11 protein-coding genes are annotated in these 16820 nt (G+C 76.1%); 9 read left to right on the top strand and 2 right to left on the bottom strand.

The genetic code is table 11. The annotated features are described in order from the left end of the window. Positions 1 to 3: 3 nt before the first annotated feature. Together ACWC9R_RS21250 and ACWC9R_RS21245 are read right to left on the bottom strand one after the other, a co-directional pair. Entirely contained in the window at positions 4 to 507 is a 504-nt protein-coding gene (locus ACWC9R_RS21250) for a hypothetical protein (RefSeq protein WP_450733607.1), read from the bottom strand. A 163-nt stretch (positions 508 to 670) separates the two neighbouring features. Continuing rightward, the gene (locus ACWC9R_RS21245) at positions 671 to 1363 is read right to left on the bottom strand and encodes a FadR/GntR family transcriptional regulator (protein ID WP_362611746.1); all 693 of its coding nucleotides are present in this window, start codon (positions 1361 to 1363) and stop codon (positions 671 to 673) included. Positions 1364 to 1622: 259 nt separating this feature from the next. Between ACWC9R_RS21245 and ACWC9R_RS21240 the strand changes: the two genes are divergently transcribed. From ACWC9R_RS21240 to ACWC9R_RS21200, 9 genes are all read left to right on the top strand, one after another. Continuing rightward, positions 1623 to 2996 carry a hypothetical protein gene (locus ACWC9R_RS21240; RefSeq protein WP_450733605.1) on the top strand — a complete coding sequence of 458 codons (1374 nt, stop codon included), beginning with the start codon at positions 1623 to 1625 and terminating at the stop codon, positions 2994 to 2996. A 20-nt stretch (positions 2997 to 3016) separates the two neighbouring features. Beyond that, entirely contained in the window at positions 3017 to 4036 is a 1020-nt protein-coding gene (locus ACWC9R_RS21235) for a glutamate ABC transporter substrate-binding protein (protein ID WP_450733603.1), read from the top strand. A 148-nt stretch (positions 4037 to 4184) separates the two neighbouring features. Further along, complete coding sequence (locus tag ACWC9R_RS21230) at positions 4185 to 5522, top strand: hypothetical protein (protein ID WP_450733602.1); 1338 nt, start codon at positions 4185 to 4187, stop codon at positions 5520 to 5522. After that, positions 5519 to 8107, top strand: a complete 2589-nt coding sequence (locus ACWC9R_RS21225) for a tetratricopeptide repeat protein (RefSeq protein WP_450733600.1) — start codon at positions 5519 to 5521, stop codon at positions 8105 to 8107. The genes ACWC9R_RS21230 and ACWC9R_RS21225 overlap by 4 nt, the downstream gene beginning before the upstream one ends. Position 8108: 1 nt before the next feature. Next, a complete protein-coding gene (locus tag ACWC9R_RS21220) occupies positions 8109 to 9518 on the top strand; it encodes a protein phosphatase 2C domain-containing protein (RefSeq protein ID WP_450733598.1) in 1410 nt (469 codons plus the stop codon). 142 nt (positions 9519 to 9660) lie between these two features. Continuing rightward, positions 9661 to 11010 (top strand): vWA domain-containing protein, encoded by a 1350-nt coding sequence (locus ACWC9R_RS21215; protein WP_450733597.1) that lies wholly within the window; start codon positions 9661 to 9663, stop codon positions 11008 to 11010. A gap of 58 nt (positions 11011 to 11068) precedes the next feature. Next, positions 11069 to 12724 carry an FHA domain-containing protein gene (locus tag ACWC9R_RS21210; protein ID WP_450733596.1) on the top strand — a complete coding sequence of 552 codons (1656 nt, stop codon included), beginning with the start codon at positions 11069 to 11071 and terminating at the stop codon, positions 12722 to 12724. Positions 12725 to 12852: 128 nt separating this feature from the next. After that, positions 12853 to 13257: a globin gene (locus ACWC9R_RS21205; RefSeq protein ID WP_042154860.1), complete on the top strand. Its 405-nt coding sequence runs from the start codon at positions 12853 to 12855 to the stop codon at positions 13255 to 13257. A gap of 138 nt (positions 13258 to 13395) precedes the next feature. After that, positions 13396 to 16788 (top strand): FtsX-like permease family protein, encoded by a 3393-nt coding sequence (locus ACWC9R_RS21200; RefSeq protein ID WP_450733594.1) that lies wholly within the window; start codon positions 13396 to 13398, stop codon positions 16786 to 16788. Positions 16789 to 16820 lie beyond the last annotated feature (32 nt).

Raw genomic sequence — 16820 nt, 5'->3', positions numbered from 1 at the left:
CCCTCACCCCACCCGCACGCTGTCCCCCCGCCAGGTCTCCAGGCGCTCCCCCGGCGCGAGGACGAGGTCCCGGGCGGGAGGGCGGCCCGGTGGTCGGAGGTGGTCCGGTGGTCGGGGGTGGGCCGATGGTCGGGGGTGGGCCGATGGTCGGGGGTGGGCCAATGCGTGGCCGTCGCTCGAAGCGCGGGCATCGCCCGGTCCGCAGCGCCGGCCCCGTTCGCCGACGAGCTCCGGAACGGTGGCGCGGCGGCTCCTGAACAGGGGGACGGGCGGATCGTGATGGTCGCTTTCCGTCACCACCGTGATGTAGCGGTCCGTCTCGTTGATGATCAAGGTCGCGGAGCCGTCCAGGCGGTGGGCGAGGGGATAGCTGCCGTGAGGGTCGATATAGGTCGTGCTGCCGATGGTCAGGAATCCGCTGGCCGTAGGGGAGTTGCCCGAGGTGGGGCCGGTGTCGGCGGCAGGGGTGGCGGTGAGGGCGGCGAAGAGGTTCTTCAGGCGGCGCATGGTGGTTCCTCCGATGCGGCGGCGCGGGTGGGCCCGTGCCGGTTGCTGGGACGCGGATCAACCTTCGTCACTCAGCGTAGTCGGAGGAGGGTGTGCGGGACAGCGGCGCGTGGGGGTGAAGTGGGGGGCGTGGGGAGGTGGTCCGCGCGCGGGCGGCGGGGGGTCAGGCGTCGAGCGGGAGGGCGAGGTCCCGTACGTGGCCGGCGAGGAGGAGGACGGCCGCGTCCACGGCGGCCTGCGGGTCCTGGGCGCGGAGCGCGTCGGTCAGGCGGGCGTGCGGGTCGTCGGGGGCCGCGGTGGCGGTGTCCAGGCAGGCGGCGCGGCGGAGTTCCTCGCGCAGGGCCGCGCTGAGGGAGCGGTAGATGTCGGCGAGTACGGGGTTGTCGCTCGCCTCGGCGACCAGGACGTGGAACTCGGCGTCGGCGGCGGTGAACGCCTCGTCGTCGTGCGCGGCGAGGGCGGCCTTGCGGCGGGCCAGCGCGGCTTCGATGCCCGCGAGCTGGGCGTCCGTGCGGTGGGTCGCGGCCTGGCGGGCGGCGACCACGTCGAGGCCCTGGCGGACCTGGGTGACGTGGCTGAGTTCGGCGCGTTCCAGGCGGCGGCGGAGGGCGACCGCACTGTCGTCGTCGGAGATCACGAAGGTGCCGTCGCCCTGCCGGGGTTCCAGGAGGCCGGAGTGCACCAGGGAGCGGACGGCCTCACGGACGGAGGCGCGGCTGACGCCGAGGGTTTCGGACAGCGCGCTCTCGGGCGGGATACGGCTGCCCACCGGCCAGGTGCCGTTCACGATCTGGCCGCGGATCTCGTCGGTCGCGGTCTCCACGAGCGACACCCGGCCCTTGCGGACGGACTGCACGGGACCACTCCCCTTCGGCGCGGCATCCGGGTCCGGGGAACACCAGATGTCTGATGACTCTCCGCCCACTCTAGTGCGGGGCGCGGGGAGGCGGCGGGCCCGTGCGGGGATCGCGATCCGAACAAGATCGGGGCAATCGCGGTGTGTCCGTCAGCGGCTGCGGACATACTGCTGCCCATGCACCAGTCCCTCTCGTGAGCGCTCCCGGCGCTGTGCGGCGGGGGCCGGTCCCGCCGTCAGCGCCCCAGGGGGAGGTTCCGTGTCGACCAGCAGCGTGTCCCCGCCCGCCGCGGGGCGCCGGACGGCCTGGGCCGAGGGAGTGGACGAACTGCGGGCCGCGGCGACGACCGAGCCGGGCCGGCTGCGGGTGATCGGTGCCGTACTGGCCCTGCTGGTGGTGCTGTTCGGCGCGGTCACGGCCTGGCAGGTGTCGGACCGGGCGGCGGCCGCGGACGACGTGGTGGAACACAGCCAGCCGCTCACCGCGGACGCGGCGAGCATCTACCGTTCGCTGGCGGATGCCGACACGACCGCGGCGGCGGGCTTCCTGGCCGGCGGCGAGGAGAGCCGGGCGACCCGTGACCGGTATGCCGCCGATATCGCGACGGCCTCCGCGCTGCTGGTCAAGGCCTCAGCGAACAGCGCGGGTTCGGACGTGGCGGGCGCGCAGATCGCCAAGCTCAACGGCGGACTGCCGCGCTACACGGGGCTGGTGGAGACGGCGCGGGCCAACAACCGGCAGGAACTGCCGCTGGGCGGCGCGTATCTGCGCTACGCGCACGAGCGGATGCGGACGGAACTCCTCCCCGCCGCCCGCGCGTTGTACGACGCGGAGACGGACCGGCTGGCCGCGGACTACGCCACGGCGCAGGCGTGGCCGTGGTGGGCGCTGGCGACGGGGGTGATGGCGCTGGGTGCGCTGGGGTGGGCCCAGCGGCGGCACTACCGGCGGACCAACCGGGTCTTCAACCGGGGCCTGTTGGCGGCGACGACGGCGTCCGTGGCGGTGCTGGTGTGGCTGGTGGCGGGACATGCGGTGGCGCGGGGCGGGCTGACCGGGTCGTACGAGCACGGTGCGCGGTCGTTGCGGGTGCTCAACGAGGCCCGGATCGACGCGCTGCGGGCGCGGGGGGACGAGAATCTGACGCTGGTGGCGCGGGGCGCGGTGCTGACCGACGGACGGGAGGACTACTACGAGGCCGGTTTCCGTGCCGGGATGAAGGATCTGGCGGGCGCGGGTGAGTCCGGTGCGGCGGCGGCAGGGAGCCGGCTGGGGGCGGCGCTGACACTCGCGGACGACGAGGCGGGGCGGCGCCCGGTGCGGGCGGCGCTGGCGCGGGTGCGGCAGTGGCAGGCACGGCACGCACAGGCGCGGGCGGCGGACGACATGGGGGACTACGACCGGGCGCTGGCCGGGGTGATCGGCGCGAAGGGCTCCACCGGGGAGTCCTTCGACGGCGTGGCCGCCGGGATGCAACAGGCACTGGTGCACGAGCAGGCGGAGTTCCGGTCGGCGGCGGACGGCGGGCGGGCGGCGCTGCGCGGGCTGCCGGTGGGGGCCGGGGTGCTGGCGGGGCTGGCGGCGCTGGGCACGGTGCTGGGGATCGGACGCAGGCTGGCGGAGTACCGGTGAGGAGACCGGATGAGGGGGACATGGGGATGCGAGCGCGAGGGCTGCTGAATCTGCGGGCCGTCCTGACGCCGGTCGGGGCGGGGATGTGCGCGATGGCGGCGGCCGCGGCGGTGCTGGTGCCCGCGCTGGGCGGGGCCGCGGCGGCGGACGGACCCGGCCGTGGTGCCGCGGCCGCGCCGACGGTGACACACCGGGCGTACGGGCCGGGGGCCGGGCCCGCCGCCGCGCGGTGCACGGAGCGGAACGCCGCGGAGAGTCTGCGGCCGTCGTCGAAGGACGGCGCGGCGGTGTCGCGGATCAAGCAGCGGGGCCAGCTGATAGTCGGCGTCGACCAGAACACCTACCGGTGGGGGTACCGCAATCCGGCGACCGGCAAGCTGGAGGGCTTCGACATCGACCTGGTGTGGGCGGTCGCCAAGGACATCCTCGGGCCGCACCCCAAGGTGGTCTTCAAGGCGGTGCCGACCAGCCTGCGGATACCGGCGTTGCAGCAGCGCACGGTCGACATGGTGGTGCGGACGATGACGATCAACTGCGCGCGCAAGGAACAGGTGGCGTTCTCCACGGCGTACTTCCAGGCGGGGCAGCAGGTGCTGGCCCCGAAGGCGTCGAAGGTCACGGCGTTCGACGACTCGCTGCGGGGCAGGCGGGTGTGCACGGCGGCGGGTTCGACGGGTGAGAGCGAGCTGGCGGCACGGCGGCACGGTGCGCGGGTGCTGACGGTGCCCAACCAGCTCGACTGCCTGGTGCGGCTCCAGCTGGGCGAGGCGGACGCGGTGGTCACGGACAACGCGCTGGCCGCGGCGCAGGCGGCGCAGGACCCGTCGGTGGAGCTGAAGGGCCGGCCGTTCACGGACGAGCCGTACGGCGTGGCGATGAACAGGGACGACACGGATCTGGTGCGGCGGGTCAACAAGGTCCTGGACGACTACCGGGGCGACGGGGGCGCGGACAGCCCCTGGATGCGGGCGTACCGCAAGTGGCTGGAGGCGGATCTGCCGGGCATACCGGGGCCGCCGTCGCCGGAGTACCGCGACTGATCGCTCCAAGGAGCGGTGTGCGCGGCCGATCGCCCCATGGAGCGGCCGGATGAGGTCACTATGGAGGAGGAAACGGGAGGAACGGACCGCAGCGGCTACCGGGTCGCAGCAATCGCCGTGCAGCGTACGCGTATTGGAGAGGTGATCGATGGGGGTCCCTGGACCCTTCCCCGGCACTCCGGGGAGGCCCGATGCCCCGGTGCTGGACCGGGAGGAGGCGGATCGTGCCCTGGCACGGCTCGGTGCCGAGTACGAGGCGATCGAGACGTCACTGCTCGCCTTGCAGGACCACGCGGGACGCCGGCTGCTGGAGGGCGCCGAACTGTCCGGCACCACCAAGGAACGCTGGGCCGAGGCGGAGCGTTCGATCACGGTCCTGTGGACGCTGTTCGACGCGTACACGGCCGCCCTGGAGTCGGCGCGTGAGCTGCGGGAACGGGGCCGCTGGCCGTCCGTCGCGGAACTGGCGGAGCTGACCGAGCTGCTGCACGGCGAGGGGGTGACGGTGCCGGAAGCGGCGGACGGCGCCCCGGAGGACGGTCCGCCCGGCCCGGCCGTACCGGGTGAACCGGGCAAGCGGTTCAGCCTGGAGGGACTCGTCGAACGGATCAACGGGCTCTACGCGCGGTCGCTCGACGTGATCGTGGCCGCCGACACCGTCTGGTCGGCGCTGCCGGCCCGGATAGACCTGCTGTCGGCCGAGTTGCAGCGGACACGTTCGCTGGCGCATTCGGTGGGGGTGCGGCCCGGGGAGCACCCGGCGGGTGACGACCTGGAGCGGATCACGGAGGAGCTGTCGCTGCTGCGGGCGCGGGTGATCGCCGACCCGCTGGCGTTCTGGGTGTCGTCGTCGACGGGGAGTTCGGCGCCGGGCGGGGGGCGGCCGGACACCGGGCGCTACGACCGTGCGGCCCGCGCCCTGGAGGACATCCGGCGGGAGGTGGCGGCCGTACTGGACGTGCGGCAGGACGCGGAGCGGCGGCTGATGCAGCTGCGGGACGTGCTGTCGCGGGCGGACCGCACACTGACCGAGGCCCGGCAGGCCCGCGGCGAGGTGCTGGCGAAGATCGCCGCGTCGGAGGTCCCGGCGGTCAGCGGCCCGTCGACGGCGCTGCACGAGCAGTTGGCGGCGGCGGCCGACTACCGCAGGCGGTCCCAGTGGCACCGGCTCTCCCCGCTGCTGGACAGCCTGGAGGAGCGCGCGGAGGACGAACTCCACCGGGCCCGCGAGTCGTTGACCGCGGTGACCGCGCCGCTCGCGGTGCGCGCCGAGCTGCGCGGGCGGCTGGACGCCTACCGGGCGAAGGTCGCGCGCCACGGCATGGCGGAGGACCCGCTGCTGACGGAGCGGTACGACCTGGCGCGCCGGATGCTGTGGAGCGCGCCGTGTGATCTGCGGGCGGCCGAGCAGGCGGTGTGGCGCTATCAGCAGGCCACGGCGGAGGCGTTGGTTCCGCAGCAGCCGGAGGGACAGGGGGAATCGTGACGGAACGGGCCGGCGAGCGCTGCCAGCGGCGGGACTGCGCGGGCGGCTACGAGGACGTCGGCGGCGGTGAGCGGTACTGCGACGTGTGCGGTCTGGCGCCGGTGGTCTCGCCGGGCGGGCTGCTGTCCTCGCCGCCCACGGGGCTGACGGACCGGGCGTCGGCGGAGGTCACGGCCGCGCGGGAGGCGGCCGGGGCGCTGCTGACGGTGCCGTCCCCCGCCCCGGAGCCGGGAGGCGGCGCGCCGTCCGGAGCAGGGTCCGGTGGCGGTGTGCCGTCGGCCCGCCCGTCGGCGTCGCGGCGGTCGGTGTCCGGGCGGCTGTCGCGGGCGGGGTCCGGCGGGGCCCGGACCCGCGGGGTCTCGGCGGTGTCGGTGCGCGGCTCGGGCAGCGGCGCCGCCTCCGGGCCGTCGCGCGGGCGGCTGGGCGCGGGGCTGGTGTCGGTGCCCGAGGTGCCGCGACCCGATCCGCGGACGGCGGTGCTGGCGCACCCGGAGGTCCCGGAGCGCAAGCGGTTCTGCAGCCGGGCGGACTGCGCGGCGCCGGTGGGCCGGGCGCGCGGCGAGGAGCCGGGCCGTACGGAAGGGTTCTGCGCCAAGTGCGGCCATCCGTACAGCTTCGTGCCCAAGCTGCGGCCCGGTGACATGGTGCACGACCAGTACGAGGTCGTGGGCTGTCTGGCGCACGGCGGGCTGGGCTGGATCTATCTGGCGACGGACCATGCGGTCGCCGACCGGTGGGTGGTGCTCAAGGGGCTGCTGGACACCGGCGACGAGGAGGCGCTGGCGGTGGCGGTGTCCGAGCGGCGCTTCCTCGCCGAGATCGAGCACGCCAACATCGTGCGGATCTACAACTTCGTGGAGCACCTCGACCGGACGACGGGCAGCCGCGACGGCTACATCGTCATGGAGTACGTCGGCGGCAGGTCGCTCAAGGACCTCGCCAACGACCGGCGCACCCCACTGGGCCGGCGCGATCCGCTGCCCGTCGAACAGGCCTGCGCCTACGGCCTGGAGGCGCTGGAGGCGCTCGGCCATCTCCACAGCCGCGGCTACCTCTACTGCGACTTCAAGGTCGACAACGCCATGCAGCAGCACGACCAGCTCAAGCTGATCGACATGGGCGCGGTGCGCAGGATGGACGACCGGGTGAGCCCGATCTACGGCACGATCGGCTACCAGGCGCCGGAGATCGCCGCGCTGGGCCCGTCGGTCTCCTCCGACCTCTACACCGTCGCGCGCACCCTCGCCGTCCTCACCTTCGACTTCCAGGGCTACACGAACATCTTCGCGGACTCGCTGCCCGACCCGGACAACATCGAGGTGTTCCGCGCCTACGAGTCCTTCTACCGGCTGCTGGTGCGCGCCACGGACCCGGACCGGGAGCGCCGGTTCGCCTCCGCGGAGGAGATGGCCGAGCAGCTGACCGGGGTCCTGCGGGAGGTGGTGGCGCTCCAGACGGGCACGCCCCGGCCCGCGCTGTCGACCCTGTTCGGGCCGGAACCCCGGGTGACCGACACGGAGTTGGTGCCCGCGGCGGACGGCGACAGTTCGCTGCTGGGGGCGCGCGGGGCGGCGCCGGACCGGACGGCGGCGCCGGCGTCCGGCGGTCCGCGGCTGCGCCCCCTGGACGTCGCCGGCGCCGCCCTCGCGCTGCCGGTGCCGCGGGTCGACCCGGGCGACCCGAACGCCGGGCTGCTGGCCGGGCTGCCAGCCGCCGGGACCGCCGAGCTGCTGGGCGCCCTGCGTGCCGCGCCGTCCGATTCCCTGGAGCTGCGGCTGCGGGAGCTGCGCGCCCGTCTGGAGGCGGGGGACGGCGCGGCGGCACGGGAGGTGCTGGAATCGCTCCCGGCGGAGCCCGCCGGGCCCTGGTCCGCCGCGGGGCGGAACACGGACTGGCGGGTGGTGTGGCACCGCGGGCTGGTGTCGCTGACGGCCGACGACCGGGAGGGCGCCGCACTGGCCTTCGACGCGGTCTACGACGCCTTCCCCGGCGAACCGGCGCCGAAGCTGGCGCTGGGCGTCTGCGCCGAGTTGCTGGGTCAGTGGGACAACGCGCTGGAGTACTACCGCCTGGTGTGGGCGACCGACCGCAGCTATGTGGGCGCCGCGTTCGGGCTGGCCCGGGTGCGGCTGGCGACCGGCGACCGGTCCGGCGCGGTCGCCGCCCTGGAGTCCGTGCCGCAGTCGTCCATCCACTACATCGCGGCGCGGATCGCCGCGGTCCGCGCCCGGCTGCGGGAGCGGCCGCCCCGCGACCCGCTGCTGCCGGACCTGCGGGCGGCCGCCGAACAGGTCGAGGCGCTCGCGGACTTCGGTCTGGACACCGAGCGCCGGGAACAGCTCACCACCGAGGTACTGGGCAGCGCCCTGGACTGGGTACTCTCCGGTAGCCACGGTGCCGGGCCGGACGGCACGGCGGACGCGCACGGGCAGCCGACGCTGCTCGGCAGCCCGCTGGAGGAGCGCGGCCTGCGCTTCGGCCTGGAGCTGTCGTACCGTCTGCTGGCGCGGCTGGCACAGCGTGGCGAGAAAAGGATCGAACTGGTGGAACGGGCCAACCGCTTCCGCCCCAGGACGTGGGTGTGACATGGGTGTGACTGGGCCGTCCCGGTGTCCGGGCTGTGACGAACCGCTCGACGCGGGGGACAAATTCTGCGGGCGGTGCGGCGCCGAACTCCTGGCGCCGGCCGCACCGTCGGCGTGCGGCGCGCCGCCCGCGCCCGGGGCCGCCGCCGTACCGCCCCCGCCGCCCCCGCCTCCGATGCCCGCCGCGCCGCCGGCGGCCCCCGCACCGGCCGGCCGCGCGGTGCCGGCCGGGCCGCCGCCCCCGGACCCGCAGGCCCGTCTCCCGTACGGGGACGCCGGGGCGCCGCCGGTACCGGGCCACCCGCCGCTGACCGACACCCCGCGGCCCGCCGACCCGCGCGTCGCCGGATACGAGGCGGTCGCCGACGCGGCCGCCGGAGCCGCGTCCGGGGCGCCCGCCGCGCAGCCCGCAGCGGAGACCGCGCCCGCCGCAGCGGACGGCCCGTCCGGTACGGCCGTTGCCGCCGCCCCGTCCGCCGACCCGTCCGCCGGCGGCACCCCGGTCTGCACCGCCTGCCGGTCCGGGACGGTGGACGCCGACGGCTACTGCGCGCACTGCGGTCACGCCCGGCCCCGCCCCCGCGACCACATGGAGGGCGAGCTGGGGGGCATCGCGGCGGTCAGCGACCGGGGCCACCGGCACCACCGCAACGAGGACTTCTTCGCGCTCCGCGCCGCCGCCCTGCCCGACGGCACCCCCGCCGTGGTGGCCGTGGTCTGCGACGGTGTCTCCTCTGCGACCCGTCCCGACGAGGCGTCCTCGGCGGCGTCCGAGGCCGCCGGGGAGGCGCTGCGGACGTCCCTGCCGCGCGGTACGCACCCCGCACAGGCCATGCACGACGCCATCCTGGCGGCCTCCTCGGCGGTCGACGCACTCGCCGCCGACCCGGCCCTGGCCCATGACGAGCACCGTCAGCAGAACGCCCCGGCCTGCACCTTCGTCGGTGCGGTGGTCGGCGGCGGCCTGCTGACCGTCGGCTGGGTCGGCGACAGCCGCGCCTACTGGATTCCCAACGACCGTACGGCGCCGCCCGCCCGGCTCACCGAGGACGACTCCTGGGCCGCCCAGATGGTCGCCAACAACCTGATGTCCGAGGCCGAGGCGAACGCCGACGAGCGGGCGCACGCCATCACGGGCTGGCTCGGCGCGGACGCCTACGAGGTCGAGCCGCACACGGCGACGTTCAAGCCGGACGGGCCGGGTGTCGTGGTGGTGTGCACCGACGGGCTGTGGAACTACGCCGAGTCCGCCGAGCAGATGGCCGCCGCGCTGCCGTACGACGCCCCCGACCGGCCACTGAACGGCGCCCGCACGCTGGTCACCCACGCGCTCGACGGCGGCGGGCACGACAACGTCACCGTGGCGCTGGTGCCGTTCCCCGCGCCGTCGGGGCAGGCGGCCCCGGCCTGACCGGCGCACCGCCGAGGCGGACGGGCGGGGGTGCGCGACACGGCGCGCCCCCGCCCCGTACGCCGCGCCGCGCGCCCTGCGCCATGTACGACGCACCACGTGTACCGACCGACCGGTTACGGCGTCTCAAGGAGCGGAACGGATGGCCAACTTCGCCAAGTCCCGGGTGCCGCGTTTCTCCGCCGAGGTGTACCAGAACCCCTATCTCCCCGAGGGCGGGCGGGAGGTGCACGCCATCGTCACGGTCACCGCGACCGGCGGCGGCACGACCGGGGGCCGGCCGGTGCCGGGCACGCGGGCCGGTGGTCCGGACGGCGGCGTGGTGATCGTGGTGGACTGCTCCGGGTCGATGGACCATCCGCCGGCGAAGCTGCGCGGCGCCCGGGAGGCGACCGCCGCCGCCCTCGACGCCGTACGCGACGGGGTCGGCTTCGCCGTGGTGGCCGGTACCCACCGGGCCGTCGAGGTCTACCCCGGCGACGGCCGGCTGGCGGTGGCCGGGGCCGCCACCCGCGCGCAGGCGAAGGAGGCACTGCGCACGCTGACCGCGGGCGGCGGGACGGCGATCGGAAGCTGGCTGCGGCTGGCCGGCCGGCTGCTGTCCTCCGCCGGGACCGGCGTCCGGCACACCCTCCTGCTCACCGACGGCCGCAACGAGCACGAGTCGCCGGGGGAGCTGCGGGCCGCTCTGGACGCCTGCGCCGGGTCGTTCACCTGTGACGCCCGCGGGGTCGGCACGGACTGGGAGGTCAAGGAGGTCACCGGGATCGCCTCGGCGCTGCTGGGCACCGCCGACATCGTGGCCGATCCGGCCGGTCTGACCGCCGACTTCACGCGGATGATGGCGGCGGCGATGGGCAAGGCGGTCGGCGGCGTCGGCCTGCGGCTGTGGACGCCGCTGGGCGCCGAGACCGTCTTCGTCAGGCAAGTGGCGCCCACCGTGGAGGACTTGACCGGCCGGCGCCGGGAGTCCGGCCCGCGGTCGGCGGACTATCCGACCGGCTCCTGGGGCGACGAGTCCCGCGACTACCACCTCTGCCTCCGGGTGCCGGCCGCCGGAATCGGCCGGGAAATGCTGGCCGGCCGGATCTCGTTGATCGTTTCCGCACCGGACGGCGGCCCCGCGCCGGACCCGCAGCGCCCCCTGTCGCAGGCCCTCGTACGGGCCCTGTGGACGGACGATGTGGCCGCTTCCACACCGATCCATCCGCAGGTAGCGCACTACACAGGCCAGGCGGAACTGGCGCAAGCCATTCAACAGGGCCTCGATGCGCGCAAGTCGGGCGATACCGGTGGAGCCACCGCGAAGCTGGGCCGCGCGGTACAGCTGGCCGCCGCCTCGGGGAACGAGGAGACTGCGAAACTCCTTGCGAAGGTGGTGGACGTCGTCGATACGGCGACCGGTACTGTGCGACTCAAGGCGAAGGTCGCCGACGCGGACGAGATGACTCTCGAAACGCGCTCGACGAAGACCGTTCGCGTGAAGAAATAGCCACGAACAGTACCGAGCGGCACTACCGGAAATTCGGTACGGAGGGGGAAGAACCGACATGCCGACCTGCCCGAGCGGCCACCAGTCGGTGGCCGAAGACTGGTGCGAGGTGTGCGGCCAGCGGATGGCGGGGGCTGTCCCCCCGCCGCCCTCCCTGCCTGCAGGATTCCTGAACACCCCGCCGCCCGGCCAGCCCGGCCCGCCTCCGGGACAGCCCGGTCCGCCCCCGATGCAGCCCGGCCCGCCGCAGGGCCAGCCGGGCCCGCCGCCCGGTGGCCCCGGCCCCGACTTCGGCGGCCCCGGACCCGGTGACTCCCAGGGTGGTTACGGCTTCCCTCCGCCGCAGCCCCAGCAGCCCGGACCCGGCGCACCCGGTACCCAGGGCGGCCAGGGCGGTTACGGCTTCCCGCCGCCGCAGGGCGGACCCGGTGCCCCCGGTCCCGGCCCCGGCCCGTCCGGACAGCCGGAGACCTGCCCGCAGTGCGGTACGCCGCGTGAGGCGATGGCGCCGTTCTGTGAGGGCTGCCGCTACAACTTCCTCACCAACTCCCCGACGTCCTACGCCCCGCCGCCCGGCGCACCCGGCCCCGGTGACTCCCAGGGCGGTTACGGCTTCCCGCCCCAGCAGCCCGGCCCCGGCGCACCCGGCCCCGGCACCCAGGGCGGCCAAGGCGGTTACGGCTTCCCGCCGCCCCACCCCGGCCCGCAGGGCGGGCCCGGCGCGCCCGGTCCCGGCGGTCCCGGCCCCCAGGGCGGCCAGGGCGGTTACGGCTTCCCACCTCCGCAGCAGCAGCCCCCGCAGCAGCAGGGCATGCCCGGCGGCCCCGGCGGCTTCCCCGACCAGCAGGGCCCGGGTGGCTTCCCGGACCAGCCCGGACCGGGCGGTTTTCCGGACCAGCCCGGACCAGGTGGTTTCCCGCCCGGCCCGCCCCCCGGCATGCCCGGCCCCGGTCAGCAGGGTGGTCCGCCGCCGCAGCAGCAGGCCGGCGACGACTGGACGCTGAACCCGCCGAGCGCCCAGGCCGCTCCCCCGCCGATGGCGCCCGCGCCGCCCGGCCCGGGCCCGCAGGCCCCGTTCGAGCAGCAGCAGCCGCCCGCCCCGTTCCCGCCGCAGCAGCAGCCGGGTCCGTACGAGCAGCAGCAGGCACCGTTCGAGCAGCAGCAGCCGTTCGAGCCGCACCAGCAGCAGCCCGGCCCGTACGAGCAGCAGCAGATGCCGCCGCAGCAGCCCGGACCGGACCAGCAGTGGAACGGCGGCACCGGCCAGGGTCCGGCGGCACCGCCGCAGGGTCCGGCGCCGGTCGTCGGCACCGGCTGGGTGGTCGCGGTCGCACCGGACCGTGAGTACTTCATGGCGATGATGGGCCGCTCCGGCCCGGAGGCGGCGGGGCTCAACCTGCCCGCCTACTCCCCCGAGCAGGTGCTCCCACTCGCCAACGGCCAGATCGCGGTCGGCCGCCGCCGCAACAGCACCGGCGAGTCCCCGGACATCGACCTGGGCAGCACGCCGGAGGACCCGGGCGTCTCGCACCAGCACGCGCTGCTGGTGCAGCAGCAGGACGGCAGCTGGGCCGTGGTGGACCAGAACTCCACCAACGGCACCACGATCAATCTCGCCGAGGACCCGATCCAGCCCTATGTGCCGGTGCCGCTCCATGAGGGCGACCGGGTGCACGTCGGCGCCTGGACGACACTGAGCATCCGCCGCGGCTGAGCCGCCGCCGGACGCGGGCGACCCCGGGGCGTGACCAACCGGTCACGCCCCGGCGGCGTTTCCGGCCCCGGCACCGGCCGCGTCCTACGACCGGAGACCTCCGCCGGGGCGTCTGCCACCATGGACGGGTGAACAAGATTCCACGCGGCACGCTCGAGGAGCAGACCTTCTACGAACAGGTCGGAGGCGAGGAGACCTTCCGGCGCCTGGTGCACCGCTTCTACCAGGGAGTCGCCGAGGACCCGCTGCTGCGGCCGATGTACCCGGAGGAGGACCTGGGCCCGGCCGAGGAGCGGCTGGCGCTCTTCCTCATGCAGTACTGGGGCGGTCCCCGCACATACAGCGACGGCCGCGGCCACCCCCGGCTGCGGATGCGGCACGCCCCGTTCACCGTCGACCGGGCCGCCCACGACGCCTGGCTGCGGCACATGCGGGACGCGGTGGACTCGCTCGGCCTGTCCGAGAAGCACGAGACGCAGCTCTGGAACTACCTCACCTACGCGGCCGCCTCGATGATCAACGCCGCGGACTGAGAAGCACCTCACACCGCCCCGGCTCCGCGCCTTCGCCGTCACGATCCGGCCAGGGTTGTCCACAGCCCCCTCCGCCCGCGCCGCTCGTCTGACACCATTCGTTCATCTGTGTGGTGCTGAGCGCGGTAAGGGGGGTCCGTGTCCGGCTTTGTGTTCCTGCGGGTGCGGGCGCACCGACTGCTGCTGACCGCGGCCCTGCTCTCGGTGCTGCTCACCACGACCGTGCTGACGACGCTCGCGGCCTTCTCCGGCGCGATCGGGGACGCCGGGCTGCGGCAGGCGCTGCGGACCCGCGCCGCGGCGGCCGCCGCACTGCAGGTGAAGGCCCAACTCCCGGCCGGGGCAAGGGAACCGGCGGACCGGGCGGTCACCCGGGGCGCCCGGCGGGCCTTCGACGGGCTGCCGTTCACGGTGCACACCCTGGTCCGTTCCGGGCCGTACGCGCTGCCCGGCACCCTGCGGTCACCGGACGCGCGCCGGGGTGAGCCGGATCTCACCCACCTCGCGGCCATGGACCGCTCCCGTCTGACCCTCACCGCCGGCCGCTGGCCCGCCCCCGCCGCGCACGGCCGGCTGCCCGTCGCGCTGCCGGAGGCCGCGGCGGCCCGGCTGGGAGTGAAGCCCGGCCGGCGCATCACCCTCCACAACCGGCTGTCCGGACCGGCCCGTCTGACGGTCGAGGTCACCGGCGTCTACCGGCCCCGGGACCGCGCCGACCCGTACTGGAAGCTCGACGACCTCGGCGGGCGCGGGGTGCGCACCTCCGGCTTCACCACCTACGGGCCGCTGCTCACCGACCCTGCGGCGTTCCGCGACGGGTCGCCGGTCCAGGACTCGGTGGGCTGGCTCGCCACCGCCGACTTCCGCCCGCTGACCGCGGACCGGCTGCCCGCCCTGACCGCCGCGGCCGCGCGGGCGCCCAAGGCGCTGATGGCCGATCCGGCATTCGCGGGCCGGGCCACCGCCACCACCGATCTGCCCGCCACGCTGGGGCAGTTGCAGCGGGCGCTGCTGGTGAACCGCTCGACGATCCTGATCGTCGCGTTACAGCTGATCCTGCTGGCGGGCTACGCCCTGCTGCTGGTGGCCCGGATGCTGAGCACCGAGCGGACCGGCGAGACCGCGCTGCTGCGGGCCCGCGGCGGGTCCCGGCGGCGGATCGCGGGACTGGCCCTGGCCGAGTCGCTGCTGCTGGCCGCCCCGGCGGCGGTGGGCGCCCCGCTGCTGGCCGGGCCGCTGCTGCAGCTGCTGTCCGGCCGGGGCGCGTTGGGCCGCATCGGGCTGCCGCTGGACACCCGGCTGACCGCGCCGACCGTGCTGACCGGCCTCGGTGTGGCGCTGGGCTGCGCCCTCGCGGTGGCCGCGCCCGCGCTGCTGCGGACCGGTCCGGAGGGTCCGCGGCGACGGCGGGCGCGGGCGCAGCCCGGCGGCACGGGAGCCTCCGCCGCCCGAGCCGGGCTGCGGACCTGGGGCAGGACCGGGGCCGACCTCGGGCTGCTGGTGGTCGCCGGTGTCGCCTACTGGCAGCTCCAGCGGCAGACGGCGGGCGGCGGCAGTGGCAGCGGGGTGCTGACCACGGACGGCGCCGGACAGTTGGGCATCGATCCGGTGCTGGTGGCCGCCCCGGCGCTGGCGCTGCTCGCCGGTACGGTGCTGACGCTGCGGCTGCTGCCGCTCGCCGCCCGGATCGCCGAGCGGGGCGCGGCCGGCGGCCGGGGCCTGGCGGCGGCGCTGGCCGGCTGGCAGATCAGCCGCCGTCCCCTGCGGGGCGCCGGTCCGGTGCTGCTGCTGGTGCTGGCCACCGCCCTGGGCATGCTGGCGATCGGCCAGGGCGCGTCCTGGGACCGTTCGCAGGACGACCAGGCCGACTTCCGCGCGGGTGCGGCGGTGCGCGTACTGGCCGGGCGGACACCGCCGTTGGGCCAGGGCGGTGCCTACGGGACGACGCCGGGGGTGGCCGCGGCGCTGCCCGTAGGGGTGGCCGGTCTGGACCTGTCGGGCGGCGGGTCGTCCTCGCTGCTCGCGCTGGACACCCGGCGCTCGGCGGGGGCGCTGCTGCTGCGCGGCGACCTGCTGGGCGGCGGCGCGGACGGTCCGCGGGGGCGGGCGGCGGACGGCGTGCTGCGCGCGGTGGCGCCGGCGGGCGGCGCCCCGGCGGGGCTGCAACTGCCGCCGGGCTGCGACCGGTTACGGCTGACCGCCACGCTGCGCTCCCTGCGGGCGCTGCCGCCGCCTCCCGGCCAGGAGGCCGCCGGGCCCGACACCGGGCCGGTGCCGGCCGCCCTCTCCGTCCTCGTCACCGACCGCCACGGCATCCCGTACACCCTGCCGCTCGGCCCGCTCCCGGCCGACGGCGCACCGCACACCCTGAGCGCGGACCTCGGCGCCGCGGCCGGTGCCCCGGCGGGCCGCCCGGCCGGTCCGCTGCGGATGACCGGACTGGTCGCCGCCCTGGACCAGCCGCATGTCGCGCACCGTCAGCGGCTCACCGTCACCGCCGTGACGGCCGCCACCGGCCACGGCCCGGCCCGGCCCCTCGCCGCACCCGGCGGTCCCGGCTGGCGGGCGCGGATCACCGACGAGAGCAGCTCGGCGGGCGAACCGTCCGGCCCCCGCGCGGGCCGGGCCGGGGTCCCCGCCGGAGGGCTGCTGTCCCAGACGTTCGACACCGGCGCCCGGGTGGACGACTGGGGTGCCGCGGCGACGACGTTGCGGATCACCGCCGCGCACGCCGCCCGCCCGCCGCTCGCCGCCGTCGCCACCGAGGCGTACCTGCGCGACAGCGGCTCGCGGACCGGCTCCCTGATCGAGGTGCCGGTCAACGGGCGGCCGCTGAAGGCCCGGATCGTCCGGGCGGTGCGGGCGCTGCCCGGCCCGGCGGACGCGCCGGCCACCGGCGGGCTGCTGGTCGACCTCGGCGCCGTCAACGAGGCGCTGTCCGACCGCGGCGCGCCGCCGCTGTCCGCCACCGAGTGGTGGCTGCGCCCCCGGCCGGGCGCGGCGGGCACGGCCGTCGAGGCGCTGCGGGCCCGCCCCGACACCGACCCGGGCCAGGTGCTGGTCCGCGACGAGATCGCCGGGCAGCTGCACGACGATCCGCTGGGGATCGGCCCGCAGACCGCGCTGACCGCGGCGGCCGCGGTCGCGGTGGCGCTGGCGGCGGTCGGCTTCGCGGTCGGTGCCGCCGGGTCGGTCCGCGAACGGGCCCGGGAGTTCGCCGTGTTGCGGGCCCTGGGGGCGCCGCGCCCGCAGCTGGCCCGGATGGTCGTCGCCGAACAGGGCGTACTGATCGTGCTGGCGCTGGGCGTCGGTACGGCGCTGGGAACGGTGCTGACCCGGGCGGTGGTCCCGCTGATCGTGCTGACCGGGGAGGCGGGCCGTCCGGTGCCGCCGGTGCTGGTGGAGCTGCCGCCGGGCCCGGTGGCCGCGCTGCTGGCGGCGGTCGCCGCGGTGCCGCTGCTGGTGGTCGCGGCCCTCGGACTGCGCCGCGGCGACCCGGTGCGGGCCCTGCGCGGCCAAGGGGGGCTGTGAGGTGACCGGACAGGACAGCGGGCCGGTGGCAG

It is taken from the genome of Streptomyces sp. NPDC001219, from assembly GCF_053597915.1.
Note: the sequence above shows the minus strand (reverse complement) of the source record. Positions and strands in the feature narration are given on the sequence as shown.

What these genes read in the sequence shown, in the direction of transcription:
- ACWC9R_RS21235 (WP_450733603.1), top strand. Translation starts at nt 3,017, where the DNA reads ATGGGGATGCGAGCGCGAGGGCTGCTGAATCTGCGGGCCGTCCTGACG.
- ACWC9R_RS21230 (WP_450733602.1), top strand. Translation starts at nt 4,185, where the DNA reads ATGGGGGTCCCTGGACCCTTCCCCGGCACTCCGGGGAGGCCCGATGCC.
- ACWC9R_RS21210 (WP_450733596.1), top strand. Translation starts at nt 11,069, where the DNA reads ATGCCGACCTGCCCGAGCGGCCACCAGTCGGTGGCCGAAGACTGGTGC.
- ACWC9R_RS21250 (WP_450733607.1), bottom strand. Translation starts at nt 507, where the DNA reads ATGCGCCGCCTGAAGAACCTCTTCGCCGCCCTCACCGCCACCCCTGCC.
- ACWC9R_RS21215 (WP_450733597.1), top strand. Translation starts at nt 9,661, where the DNA reads ATGGCCAACTTCGCCAAGTCCCGGGTGCCGCGTTTCTCCGCCGAGGTG.
- ACWC9R_RS21220 (WP_450733598.1), top strand. Translation starts at nt 8,109, where the DNA reads ATGGGTGTGACTGGGCCGTCCCGGTGTCCGGGCTGTGACGAACCGCTC.